Origin of the sequence: Amycolatopsis pittospori (assembly GCF_013870525.1) — a bacterium.
GTDB classification, from domain to species: domain Bacteria; phylum Actinomycetota; class Actinomycetes; order Mycobacteriales; family Pseudonocardiaceae; genus Amycolatopsis; species Amycolatopsis pittospori.
This window is the reverse complement of record NZ_JACBXD010000134.1, coordinates 1-14562: the sequence shown is the minus strand read 5'-3', so window position 1 is coordinate 14562 and position 14562 is coordinate 1. Positions and strand designations below refer to the sequence as shown.

Here is a 14562-nt window from a genome sequence, read left to right as displayed (position 1 = left end):
TTTTCCGACGTTCTTCAGAGCTCGATGCCGAGCAGCGCGTCGACGGCGTTCCGGATCAGCCCCGGAGCCGCCAGGTCGGTGCCCGAACGGTTCAAGGCCTGCTCGACCCAGGCGTCCACGGCGGCGAGCGCCTTGGGGGTGTCGAGGTCGTCGGTCAGGTGGTCGCGGAGCCGGGCGACGGTGTCCTCGGCGGCCGGGCCGGTGCCGAGCGAGACGGCGTCACGCCACCGGGCGAGCCGGTCTTCCGCGTCCGCGTGCAGTTGCGCGGTCCACGGCCGGTCCGAGCGGTAGTGGCCGGCGAACAACGCGAGCCGGATCGCGCCCGGATCGACCTTGTCGGCGCGCAGCCGCGAGACGAACACGAGGTTCCCGCGCGACTTCGACATCTTCTCGCCGTCGAGGCCGATCATCCCGGCGTGCACGTAATGGCGCGCGAACGGCCGGTCCCCCGCGACGGCCTCCGCGTGCGCGGCGCTGTACTCGTGGTGCGGGAAGATCAGGTCGGAACCGCCGCCCTGGACGTCGAAGCCGAGGCCGAGGCGGTTGACCGCGATCGCGCTGCACTCGATGTGCCAGCCGGGGCGGCCCTCCCCCAGTTCGGACTCCCACGACGGCTCACCCGGCCGCGCCATCCGCCACAGCAGCGCGTCGAGCGGGTGCTGCTTACCGGGCCGGTCCGGGTCGCCGCCGCGTTCGGCGAAGTACTTCGCCATGGTCTCGGCGTCGTAGTTCGACTCGGATCCGAAGTGACCGGTCGCGTTGTGGTCGAAGTAGATGTCCGGGTACTCGGCGTCGTCGGCGCGGTACGCGCTGCCGTTCGCCAGCAGTTTGGCGATGACCTCGACGATCTCGGGAATGCTCTCCACCGCGCCGACGAACTGCCGCGGCGGCAGCACCCGCAGCGCGGTCATGTCCTCACGGAACAGCGCGGTCTCGCGCATGCCCAGCACGACCCAGTCGTCCTTGTCCCGCTCGGCGCGCTCCAGCAGGGGCTCGTCGATGTCCGTCACGTTCTGCACGTAGTGGACGTCGTGCCCGGCGTCGCGCCACAGGCGGTTCACCAGGTCGAACGTCAGGTACGTGGCGGCGTGACCCAGGTGGGTGGCGTCATACGGCGTGATGCCGCAGACGTACATCCGGGCGGTGGACCCGGGCGCCGTGGGGCGGATCTGCCCCGTCGCCGTGTCGTGAAGCCGCAGCGGACGGGGGGTGCCGGGGATACGGGGCACGTCGACCGATGACCAAGTCTGCATACCCCGACTGTAAGCGGAGCAGCCGCGCCGTTCCCGTCCGGTGGGAAGAGAACACGGCCGGAGTAACCGAACTCGCTATTTCGCGGCCCGGTCGGCGTTGGCGTGGACGGCGTCCCGGATGTATTCGCCGAGGCCCGGACGCTGGTCCGGCTCCCGCACCAGAAAGCCCAGCTGGACCGGTTCGGCGGCATACAGGTCGGCGATCCCGCGGTGCACCGGATGCGCGCAGTCGCCCATGAACGCGGCCATCATCAGGCGGTGCTCCTCGGCGAGGTCCATCGCCGGGACGCTGTCGGCGGATGCGCCGGAGTCGACGACGTCGAGCAGCCGCCGCACCCAGTCCTGGCGAACCTTCTCCGCCTCGATCCATTCCTCCTTGGACAGAGGCACGGCCGCGGCCCGCCACTGCGGGGTGTCGCCCCACCGCCGGACGACCTCCTCGGCGTAGCCCTCGGGCTCACTGAACTCGCCGAAGACCTCGAACCTCTCCTCCGGGGTCAGCGCGGCGCCGACCTCCTTCGCCTGGATCACCCGGTCGACGGATTCGGCCATCCTCGTCAGCTCGCCGATCCGCTCGGTCAGCAGCGCCCGCTGCCGTCGGAGGTGTTCGAGCGCGTCCAGTTGCGGGTCGTCGACGATCTTCGCGATCGCGTCGAGGCCGAGCCCGAGTTCACGGTAGAACAGGATGCGCTGCAGGCGATCGAGGTCGTCTTCGCTGTAGCTGCGGTAGCCCGCGCCGGTCCGCCGGCTCGGCGACAGCAGGCCGATCTCGTCGTAGTGGTGCAGCGTGCGCACGGTGACGCCCGACAACGCCGCGACCTTCCCCACCGGATACCCCATCGGCCCAGCGTAGGCGACGTGCCCTTCGTAACCCGGCGGGTGGCCGGTGCCGGGATGGCACGTTGCGAAAGCCACTTTCGCAACCTTCGACGTTGCGAAAGTGGCTTTCGCAACACCCGCGAGAGCGGAGGCGGCACGGTGACCCGCCGCTGACCTACCGCTTCCTGGTCCGCAGGTAGTCGCCGACCACGGCGGCGCCGAGCCCGTCGAGGTCGGGCGCGACCACCCGGCCGCCGGAGCGGCGCGCGATCAGGTCGACGAACGCCGTCAGGCGCGGGTCGTCCCCGAGCCGGAACACCGTCACGGAAGCACCCAGCTTCGCCATCCGGTCCACTTCGGACAGCGTCTTGAGCAGCGTCCTCGGCTGGGGCGGGTAGTCGAATTCAGCCCTACCGTCCGGTTCCAGATGCGCCGTCGGCTCACCGTCGGTGACCATCAGGACCACCGGCTGCGCGTCGGGATGCCGCCGCAGATGCCGTCCGGCCAGCAGCAGGGCGTGGTGGGCGTTGGTGCCCTGCTCCCACGCGCCTTCCAGGCCGACCAACTCGGCCAGCTCGACCGACGTGGCGTAGCGACCGAAGGTGATCAGCTGGAGCGCGTCGTTGCGGAACCGGGTGCTGATCAGGTGGTGCAGCGCAAGCGCCGTCCGCTTCATCGGCAGCCAGCGGCCCTCCTGGACCATCGACCACGAGGTGTCCACGAGCAACGCCACCGCCGCGCGCGAACGGTGCTCGGTCTCGATCACCTCGACGTCGGAGACGTCCATCCGGACCGCCCGCTCACCGACCGAAACCGAGCGGAGCACGGAGTTGCGGACCGTCCTGGAGACGTCCCACGGCTGCATGTCCCCGAACCGCCACGGCCTGGTCGCGCCGGTCGGCTCGCCCGCCGCGCCGGCGGATTCCGTCTCCCGCTGGCCGGCCTTGCCTCGCAACGCGTTCACCACGTCGGCGAGCGCCGTCTCCCCCAGCCGTCGCAAAGCCTTGGGAGACAGGCGGAGCGTGCCGTCGGGCGCGCGTTCGAACAGACCCTGCCGCCGGAGCTCCCGTTCCAGTTCGGACAGCCGCCGGGCGTCGACGCCCGCGTCCGGACCGATCTGCCGTTCGAGGGCTTCGACGTCGATGTCCTCCAGCCGCGCACCCGGATAGGACTGGCCGAGCTGTTCGGCCAGCGCGTCCAGTTCGGCGAGATCGGACATCGCCCGCGCACCCTCGCCGAGGCCGAGCGGATCGTCACCCCGGAAGCGTTCCGAAGACGTCCAGTCCTCGCCGGGCCGCAGCGCCTTCAGCTGAGAATCCAAAGTGGACAACTGTTGCGCCAGCCGGGGATCGCCGAACGCCTGCTGGGACAGTTCGGCCAGTTCGGCGCGCTGCTCGGGGGTCATCGAGTTGAGCATCCGTTGCGCGGCGGCGGCACGGGCGGCGAGGACGTCGATCAGTTCCTCGACGTTCTTCGGGTTCTCCGGGAAGAACTCGCCGTGTTCGCGCATGAACTCCGCGAACCGCTCGGGTACGTCCTCCCGGCTCTGCGCGTGTGCGGCCAGCAGGTCGTTGAGGTCGGCGAGCATCTTGTTGGCCCGCTCGACGTCCTCGGGTCCCGCGTTCCGCAGCGCTTCCTTCATCCCTTCGAACCGGGAATCCAGCAGTTCGCGTCCGAGCAGATCACGGATCTTCTCGTAGTTCTCCCTGCCCTGCCGCGAACGCCAGTCGTACTGACCGAGTTCTCGTACGGCCGCGGCCGTTCCCGGGGGAAGCGCGTCGAGCTGCGCTTCACGGAAGCGGGCGTCGTCGTCCGGATCGGGGAACAGCTCGCGCCGTTCGGCCTCCAGCGCCTGGTCGAGCAACCGCTGGACCTCTTGGAGGGTGCCGTCCAGCCGGTGACGACGCTGGATCTCCGACCGGCGCTGCCAGAGCCGCCTGGTCAGCTCGTCCAGGCCCGCCGTACGCGGGGTCCCGCGCCGGAGCAGTTCCTCCAGGGCGGACCTGGGCGAGGCGCCCGCCATGACGTCGCGGCCGATCTCGTCGAGCGCGTCCCGCAGGTCCGCGGGCGGAGCCAGCGGATCCGGGCCGTCATGCCACGGCCCGTACGAGTACCCCTCCGGGACGGCGCTCATCGGCCGTAGACGGTCGTCGTGTCGTCGGAGTCCTTGGCCAGTTTCCGCGACAGGAACAGGGATTCCAGGGCCAGTTCGACGGCGGCCGCGATCCGCCCCGCCGGTTCGTCCGGGCCCACGCCCGCCCGCGCGGCGACGTCGTGGAGCACGGGCAGCTCCGGCAACGCGGCGAGGACGTCCTTGCCGGGGACGCGTTCGCCGGTCGCGACGAGGTGCCCGTTTTCGACGGCGTCGGCCAGCGGCAGGAGGTCGAGTCCGGCGAACCGGGAGCGGGCCGTTTCCGCGACCGCCCGGCGCAGCAGATGCACGAGGTGTTCGGTCTCGCGTCCCTCCTCGCCCGGCTCGAATTCGAGCTTGCCGCGCAGCACGCCGGGCACCGCGTCGAGATCGACAGGGCGCGCCACGGCGGGCTCCTCACCGGTGAGCGCGGACCGGCGCAACGCCGCCGCGCCCACGGTTTCCGCCGCCGCGACGGCGAACCGGGCCGAGACACCGGAACGCTGGTCGATCACCGGCGATTCACGCAGGTTCCGGACGAACCGGGCCAGCACCTCCAGCAGCGGCTCGCCGACCTCGGCCACCAGATGCGCCTCCTGCCGCACGACCGCGATCTCGGACTCGACGTCGAGCGGGTAGTGCGTCCGGATCTCGGCGCCGAACCGGTCCTTGAGCGGGGTGATGATGCGGCCGCGGTTGGTGTAGTCCTCCGGGTTGGCGGTCGACACCAGCAGCACGTCCAGCGGCAGGCGCAGCGTGTACCCGCGCACCTGGATGTCGCGCTCCTCCATCACGTTCAGCAGCGCGACCTGGATGCGCTCGGCGAGGTCGGGCAGTTCGTTGATCGCCACGATGCCGCGGTGCGCTCGCGGGACCAATCCGAAGTGGATGGTCTCGGGATCGCCGAGGCTGCGGCCTTCGGCGACCTTCACCGGGTCGACGTCGCCGATCAGGTCGCCGACCGAAGTGTCCGGTGTGGCCAGTTTTTCCGTGTACCGCTCGTCGCGGTGGCGCCAGGCCACCGGCAGGGCGTCGCCGAGTTCCGCGGCGCGGCGGCGCGACTCCGGGGTGATCGGGTCGAGCGGGTGCTCGGCGAGTTCGGCGCCCTCGATGACGGGCGTCCATTCGTCGAGGAGCCCCGCGAGGGTGCGCAGCAGCCGGGTCTTGCCCTGACCTCGTTCGCCGAGCAGGACGACGTCGTGCCCGGCCAGCAGCGCGCGTTCCAGCTGCGGCAGCACGGTGCGTGAAAAGCCGACGATGCCGGGCCAGGCGTCTTCGCCGGCACGGAGCTTGACGAGAAGGTTGTCGTGCAGTTCTTGTTTGATCGAACGCGGCAGGTGACCGGCCGCGCGGAGGTCCCCGGCGGTCCGGGGCAGGTTAGCGGGAACATCGTTCACCCGTTCGACGCTACTTCGCGATCGTCGTTCCGTCGACGTGTACCAACTCCAGCTCGGGCGCCGACCACCGGAACCCCGGGGTTGACCCGCCCATTTCCCGGTTTCCGTGGAAGCACGATTAAAATCGGTCCAGTGTGCCGTCCTAGTGCGACCCTCGCGGTCTGGTCTTCGGCGTGGCTGAACGGAGCCGCCGCCTCCGACGACGTCCTTGACGCCCTCCTCGTCTGGGGCGAGGCCCACGACGTCGTCGCCGCGGACGCCGCGGCCTCGGAGGCGTTCGACCTGCCACTCGCGTTCAACCGCGCGGCGACCCCGGTCCAATTACTGCTCGCGCTCCGTTCGCAGGGTGCGAAGAGCATGCAGCTGCTCCTGCCGGTGCCCGGCGACGTCCGCGGTCTCGGTGGTGGCGGCCCGTTCACCCAGGCCGCGCTGCGGACCGGCGAGGCGGTCTTGTTGCCGGACTTCGGCTACGGCCTCGTCCCCGAGGCGATCGCCGAAGGTCTGATGCGGTGGACCGTCTACTCGGTGCCCACACCGGGCGTCCTCGAATACCGCCCGCTGGGCGAGGCCGAGCACGGCCTGACCGACGCGATCCGCGCGAGCGCCGGCGCCTTGCAGTCACTCGACGTCGCCAGCGACCGGCCGGGGGTCCGGGCCGAGCTCTCGGCACGCCTGCGCTCGGCCACCGACGCGCCGTGGCCGGCGGGAATGCCGGGCCGTTCGCTGCGGGTGCTTCAGCGGTCCGAGGAGATCGCGGCGATCCTGGCGATCGCCGAAGCCGACGATCCCGGCGGCGCGCTGTCGGCGTCCGCGGTCAATCGACGCGCGGAGGCGCTGCGTCCGCTGACCGAAGCGGTGCGGAGCGCCCGATACGCGGCGATCAACGAGGCGGTGCGGGTGTTCGCGGATCAGGCGGACCGGCGCCCTTAGTGGGCAACCTCGTTAGGTCGTGAGTGGTTAGGACGGTTCTAACCGTCCTAGCCACTCACGAGACCGATCGGAAACCTAGGGACGAGAAGGGCGCTTCGCCGGCTCACAGCACCCGATGGCGCAAGGCGCCCCGTTGATCGTGCACCCGGCCGAGGGGAACGGCGACAGCTTCCGCGCGGCCACCCCGTCGGTGTGCTCCCGCACCAATTCGACGACGAGCTCAGCGAAGCGCGGATCCGTGCCCGGGGTGGCCGCCCGGGCGAAGCCCATGCCGTGCTCCGCGGCCCTCTCGGCGGCCTCGTTGTCGAGATCCCAGATCACTTCGAGGTGATCGGACACGAAACCCACCGGGCAGACGACCACCGACGTGACGCCTTCCGCGTGCAGCGCGTCGATGTGGTCGACGATGTCCGGCTCCAGCCACGGAACCTGCGGCGGGCCGGACCGCGACTGCCAGACGACGTCGTAGGTCTCGATGCCCGCTTCGGCGGCGACGAGACGTGCGGCCTCGGCGATCTGGCGCGAGAAGCGGTGACCGCCTTCCGAGGGCGGGCCGGACGCGGCGTCGGCGGAATCCGGCACCGAGTGGGCGCAGAAGACCGTCCGGGTTCCGGGCAGGTTCCCCAGTTCCGCGTGCGCGGCGCGGACGGCGTCGGCGAAGGCGCCGACGAACAGCGGGTGGTCGAAGAACTGCCGCAGCTTCACCAGTTCCGGCGCGCCGTCACCGACGGCCGCGCGGGCGCGCTCGATGTCCTCGTCGTACTGACGGCAGGCGGAGTAGCCACCGTAGGCGCTCGTGGGGAAGACCAGGACGCGCTGAGCGCCCGCCTTGGTCATCTCGGCGAGGGTGTCTTCGACCATCGGCCGCCAGTTGCGATTGCCGAAGTGGACGGGCAGGTCGATCCCGGCCGTCGCGAGCTGCTTCTCCACCGCGGAGATGGCGTCGCGGTTCAGGCGGTTGATCGGCGAGACCCCGCCGAAGTGCTGGTAGTGCTCGGCGACCTCGAGCAGCCGCTCCCGGGGGACTCCCCGTCCCCGCGTGACGTTCTCCAGGAACGGCATCACCTCGTCGGGTCCCTCGGGACCACCGAACGAAAGCCAAAGCAGCGCGTCATAACCCACCCTCACATCTTGCCTTTGTGGCGCCCCGCACGCTGACCCGGCCCGTTTTGAACCGCTCGATCCAAAACCTGGTACGGTCACCTCCATGGCCAGGCCGAAGGAATTCGACGAGCGCGCGGCGATCGGGCGCGCCATGGACGCGTTCTGGGTACGTGGCTACGAGGGGACGTCGACCCAGGCTCTTTGCGAAGCGACCGGCCTGGGCCGCAGCAGCATCTACAACACCTTCTCCAGCAAGCACGAACTGTTCATGCGCGCGCTCGACCACTACGCCGATCGCGGGATCGTGGCCAGGACGGCACTGCTGGAGGAGCCGGGGACCGGCATCGAACGGTTCCGGGCACTGTTCGCCTACACCATCGGCGAGGAAGTCGAGCACCACGGCCGCGGCTGCCTGGTGGTCAACACCGTGGCCGAGTTCGGCGAACGCGACGCCGAGATCAAGGCGCGGATCGACGCCGACACCGAACGGCACCTGGCCCTGCTCACCGTCTGCGCCAGGGAAGGACAGCTCGACGGGACGGTCGACGACTCCCGAGAACCGGCGGATCTCGCCGAGTTCGCGCACAGCACCGTCGCCGGACTCCGGCTGATGTCCCGACGCTGCGCCGACCGGGCGGCCATGGAGGCCGTCGCGGACATCGCGCTGACCGCGATCGCCGCGAAGTAAGCCGAAACAGGATCCGGGCGCAACGCTGCCAAATTTTGGACTGATCAATACAAAACTGGAGGGAAATCCCGTGCCTTTGGCAGTCTGCGTACTCGGATTGAGCGTCTTCGCGCTCGGCACGTCCGAGTTCATGATCACCGGCCTGCTACCGGGGATGGCCGCCGACCTGAACGTCGGCATCCCGGAAGCCGGGCTGCTGATCTCCGCCTTCGCGATCGGCATGGTCGTCGGCGCTCCCCTGCTCGCGATCGCGACCCTGAGGGTGCCGAGGCGCGCCACCCTGATGGCGTTGCTCGTCGTCTTCGGGCTCTCGCACGTCGTCGGCGCACTGGGTTCGGGGTACGCGCTGCTCTTCGCGACCCGTGTGGTCAGCGCCGTCGCCTGCGCCGGGTTCTGGGCCGTCGCGGCGGCCACCGCGGTCGCGCTGGTGCCGGTGGAACGCCGTGGCCGTGCGCTGGCGATCCTGGTCGGCGGGCTCACCATCGCGAACATCGCCGGCGTCCCCGCCGGCACCTTCCTCGGCCAGCACGCGGGCTGGCGGGCCGCCTTCTGGGCGGTCACCGCCCTGACGGTCATCGCGCTGATCGCCGTTTTCGCCCTCGTGCCGGAGACCCAGGACGGCGACACCAAGACCGACGTCGCGAGGGAACTGCGGCTCTATCGCGGCGGCCGGTTCTGGTTGGCGCTGGGCGTGATCGCCCTCGCCCAGGCGATGATCTTCGCGACCTTCAGCTACCTCGCGCCACTGCTGACCGAGGTCAGCGGACTGCCGGAAAGCTGGGTGCCGGGCGTGCTCTCCCTGTTCGGGCTCGGCGCGCTGATCGGCATCACCGTCGGCGGCCGGCTCGCCGACGCGAAGCCTTTCATGACGCTCTACGGCGGCCTCGCCGTCGCCTTGTTCGCCCTGGTGCTGCTCGCGATCTCCGGCGCGGGGACACCGCTCGCGATCATCGCCGTCTTCCTGTTCGGCGTCGCCGGATTCGGCGTCAATCCCGCCTTGAACGTCCGCGCGTTCGCCGTGGCGGGCAACGCGCCCACGCTCGTCGGCGCGAGCACCACGGCCGCTTTCAACGTCGGCAACACCGTCGGCCCGTGGCTCGGCGGCGAGTCGATCGGCGCCGGTCTCGGCTACCCGAGCGTCGCCTGGGTGAGCGTCGGGCTCGGCGTCGCCACCGTCCTCGCCCTCACCTTCGCCGCCGGTGTCCAGCGCACCGACGACACCCGCTTGCTCCGCGAACCCGTTACCCAGTAAGGAGAAACATGTCCGACCGCACGAAATCGACCCTCGACGAATTCTTCCGCCGAATGTCCACAGGGGACACAGACGGTGCCTCGGAACTCTTCGCCGAAAGCGTCGCTTGGGACATCCCCGGCGCGACCGACCTCGTCCCATGGATCGGCCCGCGCCGGACCCCGGCAGAGGTCCGCGAGTTCTACGCTCTGCTCGACAAGGGCCTCGTCAAGGACAGGTTCGACGTCGAACGCGTACTCGTCGACGGGCCGCACGCGGTCGCGATCGGCCGCCTGCGTTCGACGATCCGCAGCACCGGCAAGGTGATCGACTCCGCCTTCACCATCCAGTTCGAGGTGGACGACGACGGCCTGATCACCAAGTACCTGCTGCTCGAGGACTCCTGGCACGTCGCCCAGGCACTACTCCCCTGAAGTACGTGACGGCCCCCAAGTCCGTGAAGGACTCCTTGAGGGACTCTGGGTCCCTCAAGGAGTCCTTCACGGACCGGTGTTCGGTGGTGATCAGCGTGATGAAGGGGACTTTCCCCTCATCGCACGAGCGGAAAGTCCCCTTCGCCTCGGGTCTTGCGGTCCTCGTGGGCAGCGGGGCCCCCGAAGCGTTGCGAAAGCCACTTTCGCAACCTTCAGCGTTGCGGAAGTGGCTTTCGCAACACCCGAGGCCGGCATGCGAGCGGACGACTGAACACGATTACCCAAAGGTGTCCCTACATGGACAGCCGAAAGGCGTCAGGCGCTATGCCGAACCCCTGCCATCACCCACGTGACCAGCGAATATGCGACTTTGCCGGGACCCGCAAGGATGGGGGCTCACGTACTTCCAGAGGACTCAGAAGCCGGTGGCGTGCAGACCGCCGTCGACCATGATCATCGAGCCGGTGGTGGCGGGCAGCCAGTCCGAAAGCACGGCGCAGACGGACTTCGCCGTCGGGTCCGGGTCGGAGCTGTCCCAGCCGAGCGGGGCACGGTCGCCCCAGCCGTTCTCCAGGTCCGCGAACCCGGGGATCGACTTCGCGGCCATGGTCTTCATCGGGCCGGCGCTGACCAGGTTGACCCGGATGCCCTGCGGGCCCAGGTCGCGCGCCAGGTACCGGTTGACCGACTCCAGCGCCGCCTTCGCCACGCCCATCCAGTTGTAGGCGGGCCAAGCGACGCGCGCGTCGAAGTCCATGCCGACGATGGACGAGCCGCGCGAGAGCAGCGGCAGCGTCGCGACGGCGAGGGACTTGAAGGAGTACGCCGAGACGTCGACGGCCACCTTCACGTCCTCGCTCGGGGCGTCCAGGAACGGCGCGCCGAGGCAGGACTGCGGGGCGAACCCGATGGAGTGCAGCACGCCGTCGAGCCCGTCGACGTGCTCACGGACGCGGTCGGCGAGCGAGTCCAGGTGCTCCTGGTTGGTGACGTCCAGCTCCAGCACCGGCGCCTCCTCGGGGAGACGCTTGGCGATGCGCTCGACGAGCGACAGCCTGCCGAAGCCGGTGAGCACGACCTTCGCGCCCTCCTGCTGCGCGATCTTGGCCGCGTGGAACGCGAGCGAGGCGTCGGTGATGACGCCGGTGATCAGCAGGCGCTTGCCTTCGAGCAGTCCTGGCACGGGACCTCCAGTCCGGAGTGGGTGATCAGTACGGGAAACAGGGGGACGTCAGTGGCCCATGCCGAGGCCACCGTCGACCGGCAGCACCGCGCCGTTGACGTATCCGGCGTCTTCGGAGGCGAGGAAGCGGACGGCGGCGGCGATCTCCGACGGCTCGGCGTACCGGCCGGAGGGAACCTGGGCGAGGATCTCCTTCTTGCGGTCCTCGCCGAGTTCGTCGGTCATGTCCGTGGCGACGAAGCCCGGGGCGATGACGTTCGAGGTGATGTTGCGGGAGCCCAGCTCACGCGCCAGCGAACGGGCGAGACCGACGAGACCGGCCTTGCTCGCCGCGTAGTTGACCTGGCCCGCCGAGCCGGTGAGGCCGACGACGGAAGAGATGAAGATGTAGCGGCCCCACTTGCCGCGCAGCATGCCGCGCGAGGCGCGCTTGGCGACCCGGTAGGCACCGGTGAGGTTGGCGTCGATCACGCGGGTGAACTGCTCCTCGCTCATGCGCATGAGGAGGGTGTCGTCGGTCATGCCGGCGTTCGCGACGAGGACCTCGACAGGGCCCTGGTGTTCCTCGACGAGCTTGAAGGCGGCGTCGATCTGCTCGGCGTCGGTGACGTCGGCCTGCACCCCGAAGAGGCCTTCGGGCGCGCCGGAACCGCGGTGCGTGATCGCGACCTTGTGTCCCTGCGCCGCGAGGTCCTTCGCGATCGCCAAACCGATGCCGCGGTTGCCGCCGGTGACCAGTACCGACCGTGCCACAGAGCTCTCCTCGCCTCGTCTTCGTCCCGCTGACGCACTGAGGTTATCGGCTCACCCGGGACCCGCCAGAGCCGCGCCACCCCTACCTCCGGGTAACCGCGACCGTCCTAAGCGGATGTTAGGAACCGCGCCGAAACCTTGCCCGGCCATCACGGATTGTTCACCGTGAGCCGGAACACAGGAGGTCAAAGATGACAACCCGGATCGGCGAAGCCTCGCCGCCCGTCAGCGAGAAGCGAGTCGTCGGCAACGTGCTGCGCGGCTCCGTCGGCAACCTGGTCGAGTGGTACGACTGGTACGCCTACGCCGCTTTCACGACGTACTTCGCCAAGTCCTTCTTCCCCACCAAGGACACGACTGCGGCCTTCCTCGGCACCGCGGCGGTCTTCGCCGTCGGATTCCTCATGCGGCCGCTCGGCGGCTGGATGCTGGGCCGTTTCGCCGACCGGTTCGGGCGACGAAGCGCACTCGTGCTTTCCGTCACGTTGATGGCCGCGGGCTCGCTGATGATCGCGCTCACCCCGACCTACGCCACGATCGGGATCGCCGCGCCGATCCTCCTGCTGGTGGCCCGGCTCATCCAGGGACTCTCGGTCGGTGGCGAGTATTCGACCTCCGCGACCTATCTGTCCGAAGTGGCCACTCCCGGCAAACGCGGCTTCTACTCCAGCTTCCAGTACGTGACCCTGTACGGCGGTCAGTTGCTGGCGCTCGGCCTCCAGTTGCTGCTGCAGTCGATCCTCACCGAGGCCCAGCTGACGTCGTGGGGCTGGCGGATCGCGTTCGTCGTCGGCGCGCTCGCCGCCGTCGTGGTGATGTTCCTGCGCCGCGGGATGGACGAGTCGGCCAGCTTCGAGGAGTCCAAGACCTCCGGTACCGGCAAGGACGCGGGCGACAAGGGCACCCTGCGCGCGCTGATCAAGTACCCCAAGGAGATCGCGCTGGTCGTCGGCCTCACCCTCGGCGGCACGGTGTCGTTCTACACCTTCGCCACCTACAGCCAGAAGTTCATGGAGAACACCGCCGGCATCCCGCGCCGCACGGTCACGCTGATCCTGTTCTCCGCGATCCTCGTCGCCGCGATCCTGCAGCCGCTGGCCGGGAAACTGTCGGACCGGATCGGCCGCCGGCCGCTGCTGATGTTCTTCGGTATCGCCGGCACGCTGCTGACCGTCCCGATCATGACGCTGATGGGCGGGACGAACGAGCCGGTGCTCGCCTTCCTGCTGATGCTGGCCGGTCTGGTGATCGTCACCGGGTACACCTCGATCAACGCGATCGTGAAGGCCGAGCTGTTCCCCACGAAGATCCGCGCCATCGGCGTCGGTCTCCCCTATGCGCTCACCGTGGCGATCTTCGGCGGCACCGCCGAACTCATCGCGCAGGCGCTGAAGGGGGCCGGACACGAATCGGTGTTCTTCTACTACGTCGCGGGCTGTGTCCTGGTGTCGCTCATCGTCTACGGCACAATGCGGGAGACCTCGAAGACCTCGGAGCTGGACAAGAAGAACCAGCCCGAGCCCGAGCTGGTGTCCGGCCGCGAAGGCTAGGCGGGAAGGTGTGGCCGTGCGGGTGCTGCTCGTCGAGGACGACGCCGGCGTCGCCGACGCGCTCGCCGAAACGCTGCAGGCGCGCGGCCACACCGTCTCCCACGTGATCCGGGGCAGCGACGCGCTGCACCGGCATCGCGAGGCCGACGTCATCCTGCTGGATCTCGGTCTGCCCGACATGGACGGGCTCGACGTCCTCAGGAAGGTGCGGCAGGTGTCGCCGGTCCCGGTGCTGGTCCTCACCGCGCGCGGGGACGAGCGGTCCGTGGTGCGCGGGCTGCGGCTCGGCGCCGACGACTACCTGACCAAACCGGTCCGCCTGGCCGAACTGCTGGCGCGGATGGACGCGGTCGTGCGCCGTGCCGCCGCCTCGGCCGCACCGCAGGACGACGTGGTCCAGGTCGAGGACGTCGAGATCGACCTCGGTGCGCGGCGCGTCCTGGTCGCCGGGCACGACATCGGGCTCACCACCAAGGAATTCGCCGTCCTGGCGGTGCTCGCCACGCGCCCCGGCACCGCGGTGAGCAGGCAGCAGCTGATGGACGAGGTCTGGGGCGACGCCTACCTCGCCGTCTCCCGTTCGCTGGACGTGCACCTCACCCAGCTGCGCGCGAAACTCGACCGGCCGGGGCTGCTGACCACGATCCGGGGTTTCGGCTACCGCCTCGGCCGGGACTGACCGGTGCGCACCCGCCTGCTGGTCGTCCTGGTCGCGCTCGCGCTGACCGTGGTCGCCGCGTTCGCGATCCCGCTCTTCGGGTCCACCGCCGCGCAGCGGACCCAGCAGCTCGTCATCGCCCGCAACGCCGACGTCGACCGGTTCGTCGTCCTCGCCCAGCAGGCCGTGGACGCCGACGACCCGACCGCGCTGGCCGTCGACGCCGCACGGTATTCGTCGTTGTACGGCGAGGCCGTCGTCGTGGTCGACGCGCGCGGAGTGCCGCTGGTCGAAACCGGCGGCCTGACCGCCGCCGAACCCGTCGCGCGCTCGCTCGTCGAATCGGCGCTGCGGAATCAGCCCGCCAAGGGACCCGAGCAGCTGACCCCGTGGTCGGCGGATCCGGTCTACTTCGCCCGTCCGGTCGGCAC

At 69.8% G+C, this 14562-nt stretch carries 13 protein-coding genes and 1 pseudogene; 7 read left to right on the top strand and 7 right to left on the bottom strand.

Annotation, left to right across the window (positions count from 1 at the left end; all coding sequences use genetic code 11):
• Positions 1-14: 14 nt before the first annotated feature.
• The 4 genes from mshC to H5J31_RS37625 form a co-directional block, all read right to left on the bottom strand.
• Positions 15-1253: a cysteine--1-D-myo-inosityl 2-amino-2-deoxy-alpha-D-glucopyranoside ligase gene (gene mshC, locus H5J31_RS37640; RefSeq protein WP_181777432.1), complete on the bottom strand. Its 1239-nt coding sequence runs from the start codon at positions 1251-1253 to the stop codon at positions 15-17.
• Between the two features lie 75 nt (positions 1254-1328).
• Complete coding sequence (locus H5J31_RS37635) at positions 1329-2093, bottom strand: MerR family transcriptional regulator (protein ID WP_181777433.1); 765 nt, start codon at positions 2091-2093, stop codon at positions 1329-1331.
• A gap of 154 nt (positions 2094-2247) precedes the next feature.
• Complete coding sequence (locus tag H5J31_RS37630; protein WP_181777431.1) at positions 2248-4206, bottom strand: vWA domain-containing protein; 1959 nt, start codon at positions 4204-4206, stop codon at positions 2248-2250.
• Positions 4203-5600 carry a sigma 54-interacting transcriptional regulator gene (locus H5J31_RS37625; protein WP_181777430.1) on the bottom strand — a complete coding sequence of 466 codons (1398 nt, stop codon included), beginning with the start codon at positions 5598-5600 and terminating at the stop codon, positions 4203-4205. Before H5J31_RS37625 ends, H5J31_RS37630 begins: the two co-directional genes overlap by 4 nt.
• A 132-nt stretch (positions 5601-5732) precedes the next feature.
• On the opposite strand from H5J31_RS37625, the gene H5J31_RS37620 reads away from it, so the two are divergent.
• On the top strand, positions 5733-6530 hold the full coding sequence (locus tag H5J31_RS37620) for a hypothetical protein (protein WP_181777429.1): 798 nt from the start codon (positions 5733-5735) through the stop codon (positions 6528-6530).
• Between the two features lie 75 nt (positions 6531-6605).
• On the opposite strand, the gene H5J31_RS37615 is transcribed toward H5J31_RS37620, so the two are convergent.
• Positions 6606-7652, bottom strand: a complete 1047-nt coding sequence (locus H5J31_RS37615) for a ferrochelatase (RefSeq protein WP_181777428.1) — start codon at positions 7650-7652, stop codon at positions 6606-6608.
• An 85-nt stretch (positions 7653-7737) separates the two neighbouring features.
• Here H5J31_RS37615 and H5J31_RS37610 point away from each other — a divergent pair, with 85 nt between their 5' ends.
• The 3 genes from H5J31_RS37610 to H5J31_RS37600 all read left to right on the top strand — a co-directional run bounded on the left by H5J31_RS37610 (position 7738) and on the right by H5J31_RS37600 (position 9987).
• Positions 7738-8322: a TetR/AcrR family transcriptional regulator gene (locus H5J31_RS37610; RefSeq protein WP_181777427.1), complete on the top strand. Its 585-nt coding sequence runs from the start codon at positions 7738-7740 to the stop codon at positions 8320-8322.
• A 70-nt stretch (positions 8323-8392) separates the two neighbouring features.
• Positions 8393-9574, top strand: coding sequence for a Cmx/CmrA family chloramphenicol efflux MFS transporter (locus H5J31_RS37605; protein WP_181777426.1), 1182 nt, complete (start codon positions 8393-8395; stop codon positions 9572-9574).
• An 8-nt stretch (positions 9575-9582) separates the two neighbouring features.
• Complete coding sequence (locus H5J31_RS37600) at positions 9583-9987, top strand: nuclear transport factor 2 family protein (RefSeq protein WP_181777425.1); 405 nt, start codon at positions 9583-9585, stop codon at positions 9985-9987.
• A 415-nt stretch (positions 9988-10402) separates the two neighbouring features.
• Here the strand turns inward: H5J31_RS37600 and fabI are convergent, their stop codons facing one another.
• The gene (fabI, locus tag H5J31_RS37595; RefSeq protein ID WP_181777424.1) at positions 10403-11170 is read right to left on the bottom strand and encodes an enoyl-ACP reductase FabI; all 768 of its coding nucleotides are present in this window, start codon (positions 11168-11170) and stop codon (positions 10403-10405) included.
• A gap of 48 nt (positions 11171-11218) precedes the next feature.
• Positions 11219-11923 (bottom strand): 3-oxoacyl-ACP reductase FabG, encoded by a 705-nt coding sequence (fabG, locus tag H5J31_RS37590; protein ID WP_181777423.1) that lies wholly within the window; start codon positions 11921-11923, stop codon positions 11219-11221.
• A gap of 191 nt (positions 11924-12114) precedes the next feature.
• Between fabG and H5J31_RS37585 the strand changes: the two genes are divergently transcribed.
• The 3 genes and pseudogenes from H5J31_RS37585 to H5J31_RS37575 all read left to right on the top strand — a co-directional run.
• Positions 12115-13473 (top strand): MFS transporter, encoded by a 1359-nt coding sequence (locus H5J31_RS37585; RefSeq protein WP_181777422.1) that lies wholly within the window; start codon positions 12115-12117, stop codon positions 13471-13473.
• A gap of 10 nt (positions 13474-13483) precedes the next feature.
• Positions 13484-14152, top strand: a complete 669-nt coding sequence (locus tag H5J31_RS37580; RefSeq protein WP_328701716.1) for a response regulator transcription factor — start codon at positions 13484-13486, stop codon at positions 14150-14152.
• Positions 14153-14155: 3 nt separating this feature from the next.
• Positions 14156-14562 (top strand): annotated as a pseudogene (locus H5J31_RS37575) (sensor histidine kinase); the annotation flags it as partial.

Excerpts from the sequence above, each read along its gene's own strand:
- H5J31_RS37610 (WP_181777427.1), top strand. The coding sequence starts at position 7,738 with ATGGCCAGGCCGAAGGAATTCGACGAGCGCGCGGCGATCGGGCGCGCC.
- H5J31_RS37600 (WP_181777425.1), top strand. The coding sequence starts at position 9,583 with ATGTCCGACCGCACGAAATCGACCCTCGACGAATTCTTCCGCCGAATG.
- H5J31_RS37630 (WP_181777431.1), bottom strand. The coding sequence starts at position 4,206 with ATGAGCGCCGTCCCGGAGGGGTACTCGTACGGGCCGTGGCATGACGGC.
- H5J31_RS37635 (WP_181777433.1), bottom strand. The coding sequence starts at position 2,093 with ATGGGGTATCCGGTGGGGAAGGTCGCGGCGTTGTCGGGCGTCACCGTG.
- H5J31_RS37585 (WP_181777422.1), top strand. The coding sequence starts at position 12,115 with ATGACAACCCGGATCGGCGAAGCCTCGCCGCCCGTCAGCGAGAAGCGA.
- mshC (WP_181777432.1), bottom strand. The coding sequence starts at position 1,253 with ATGCAGACTTGGTCATCGGTCGACGTGCCCCGTATCCCCGGCACCCCC.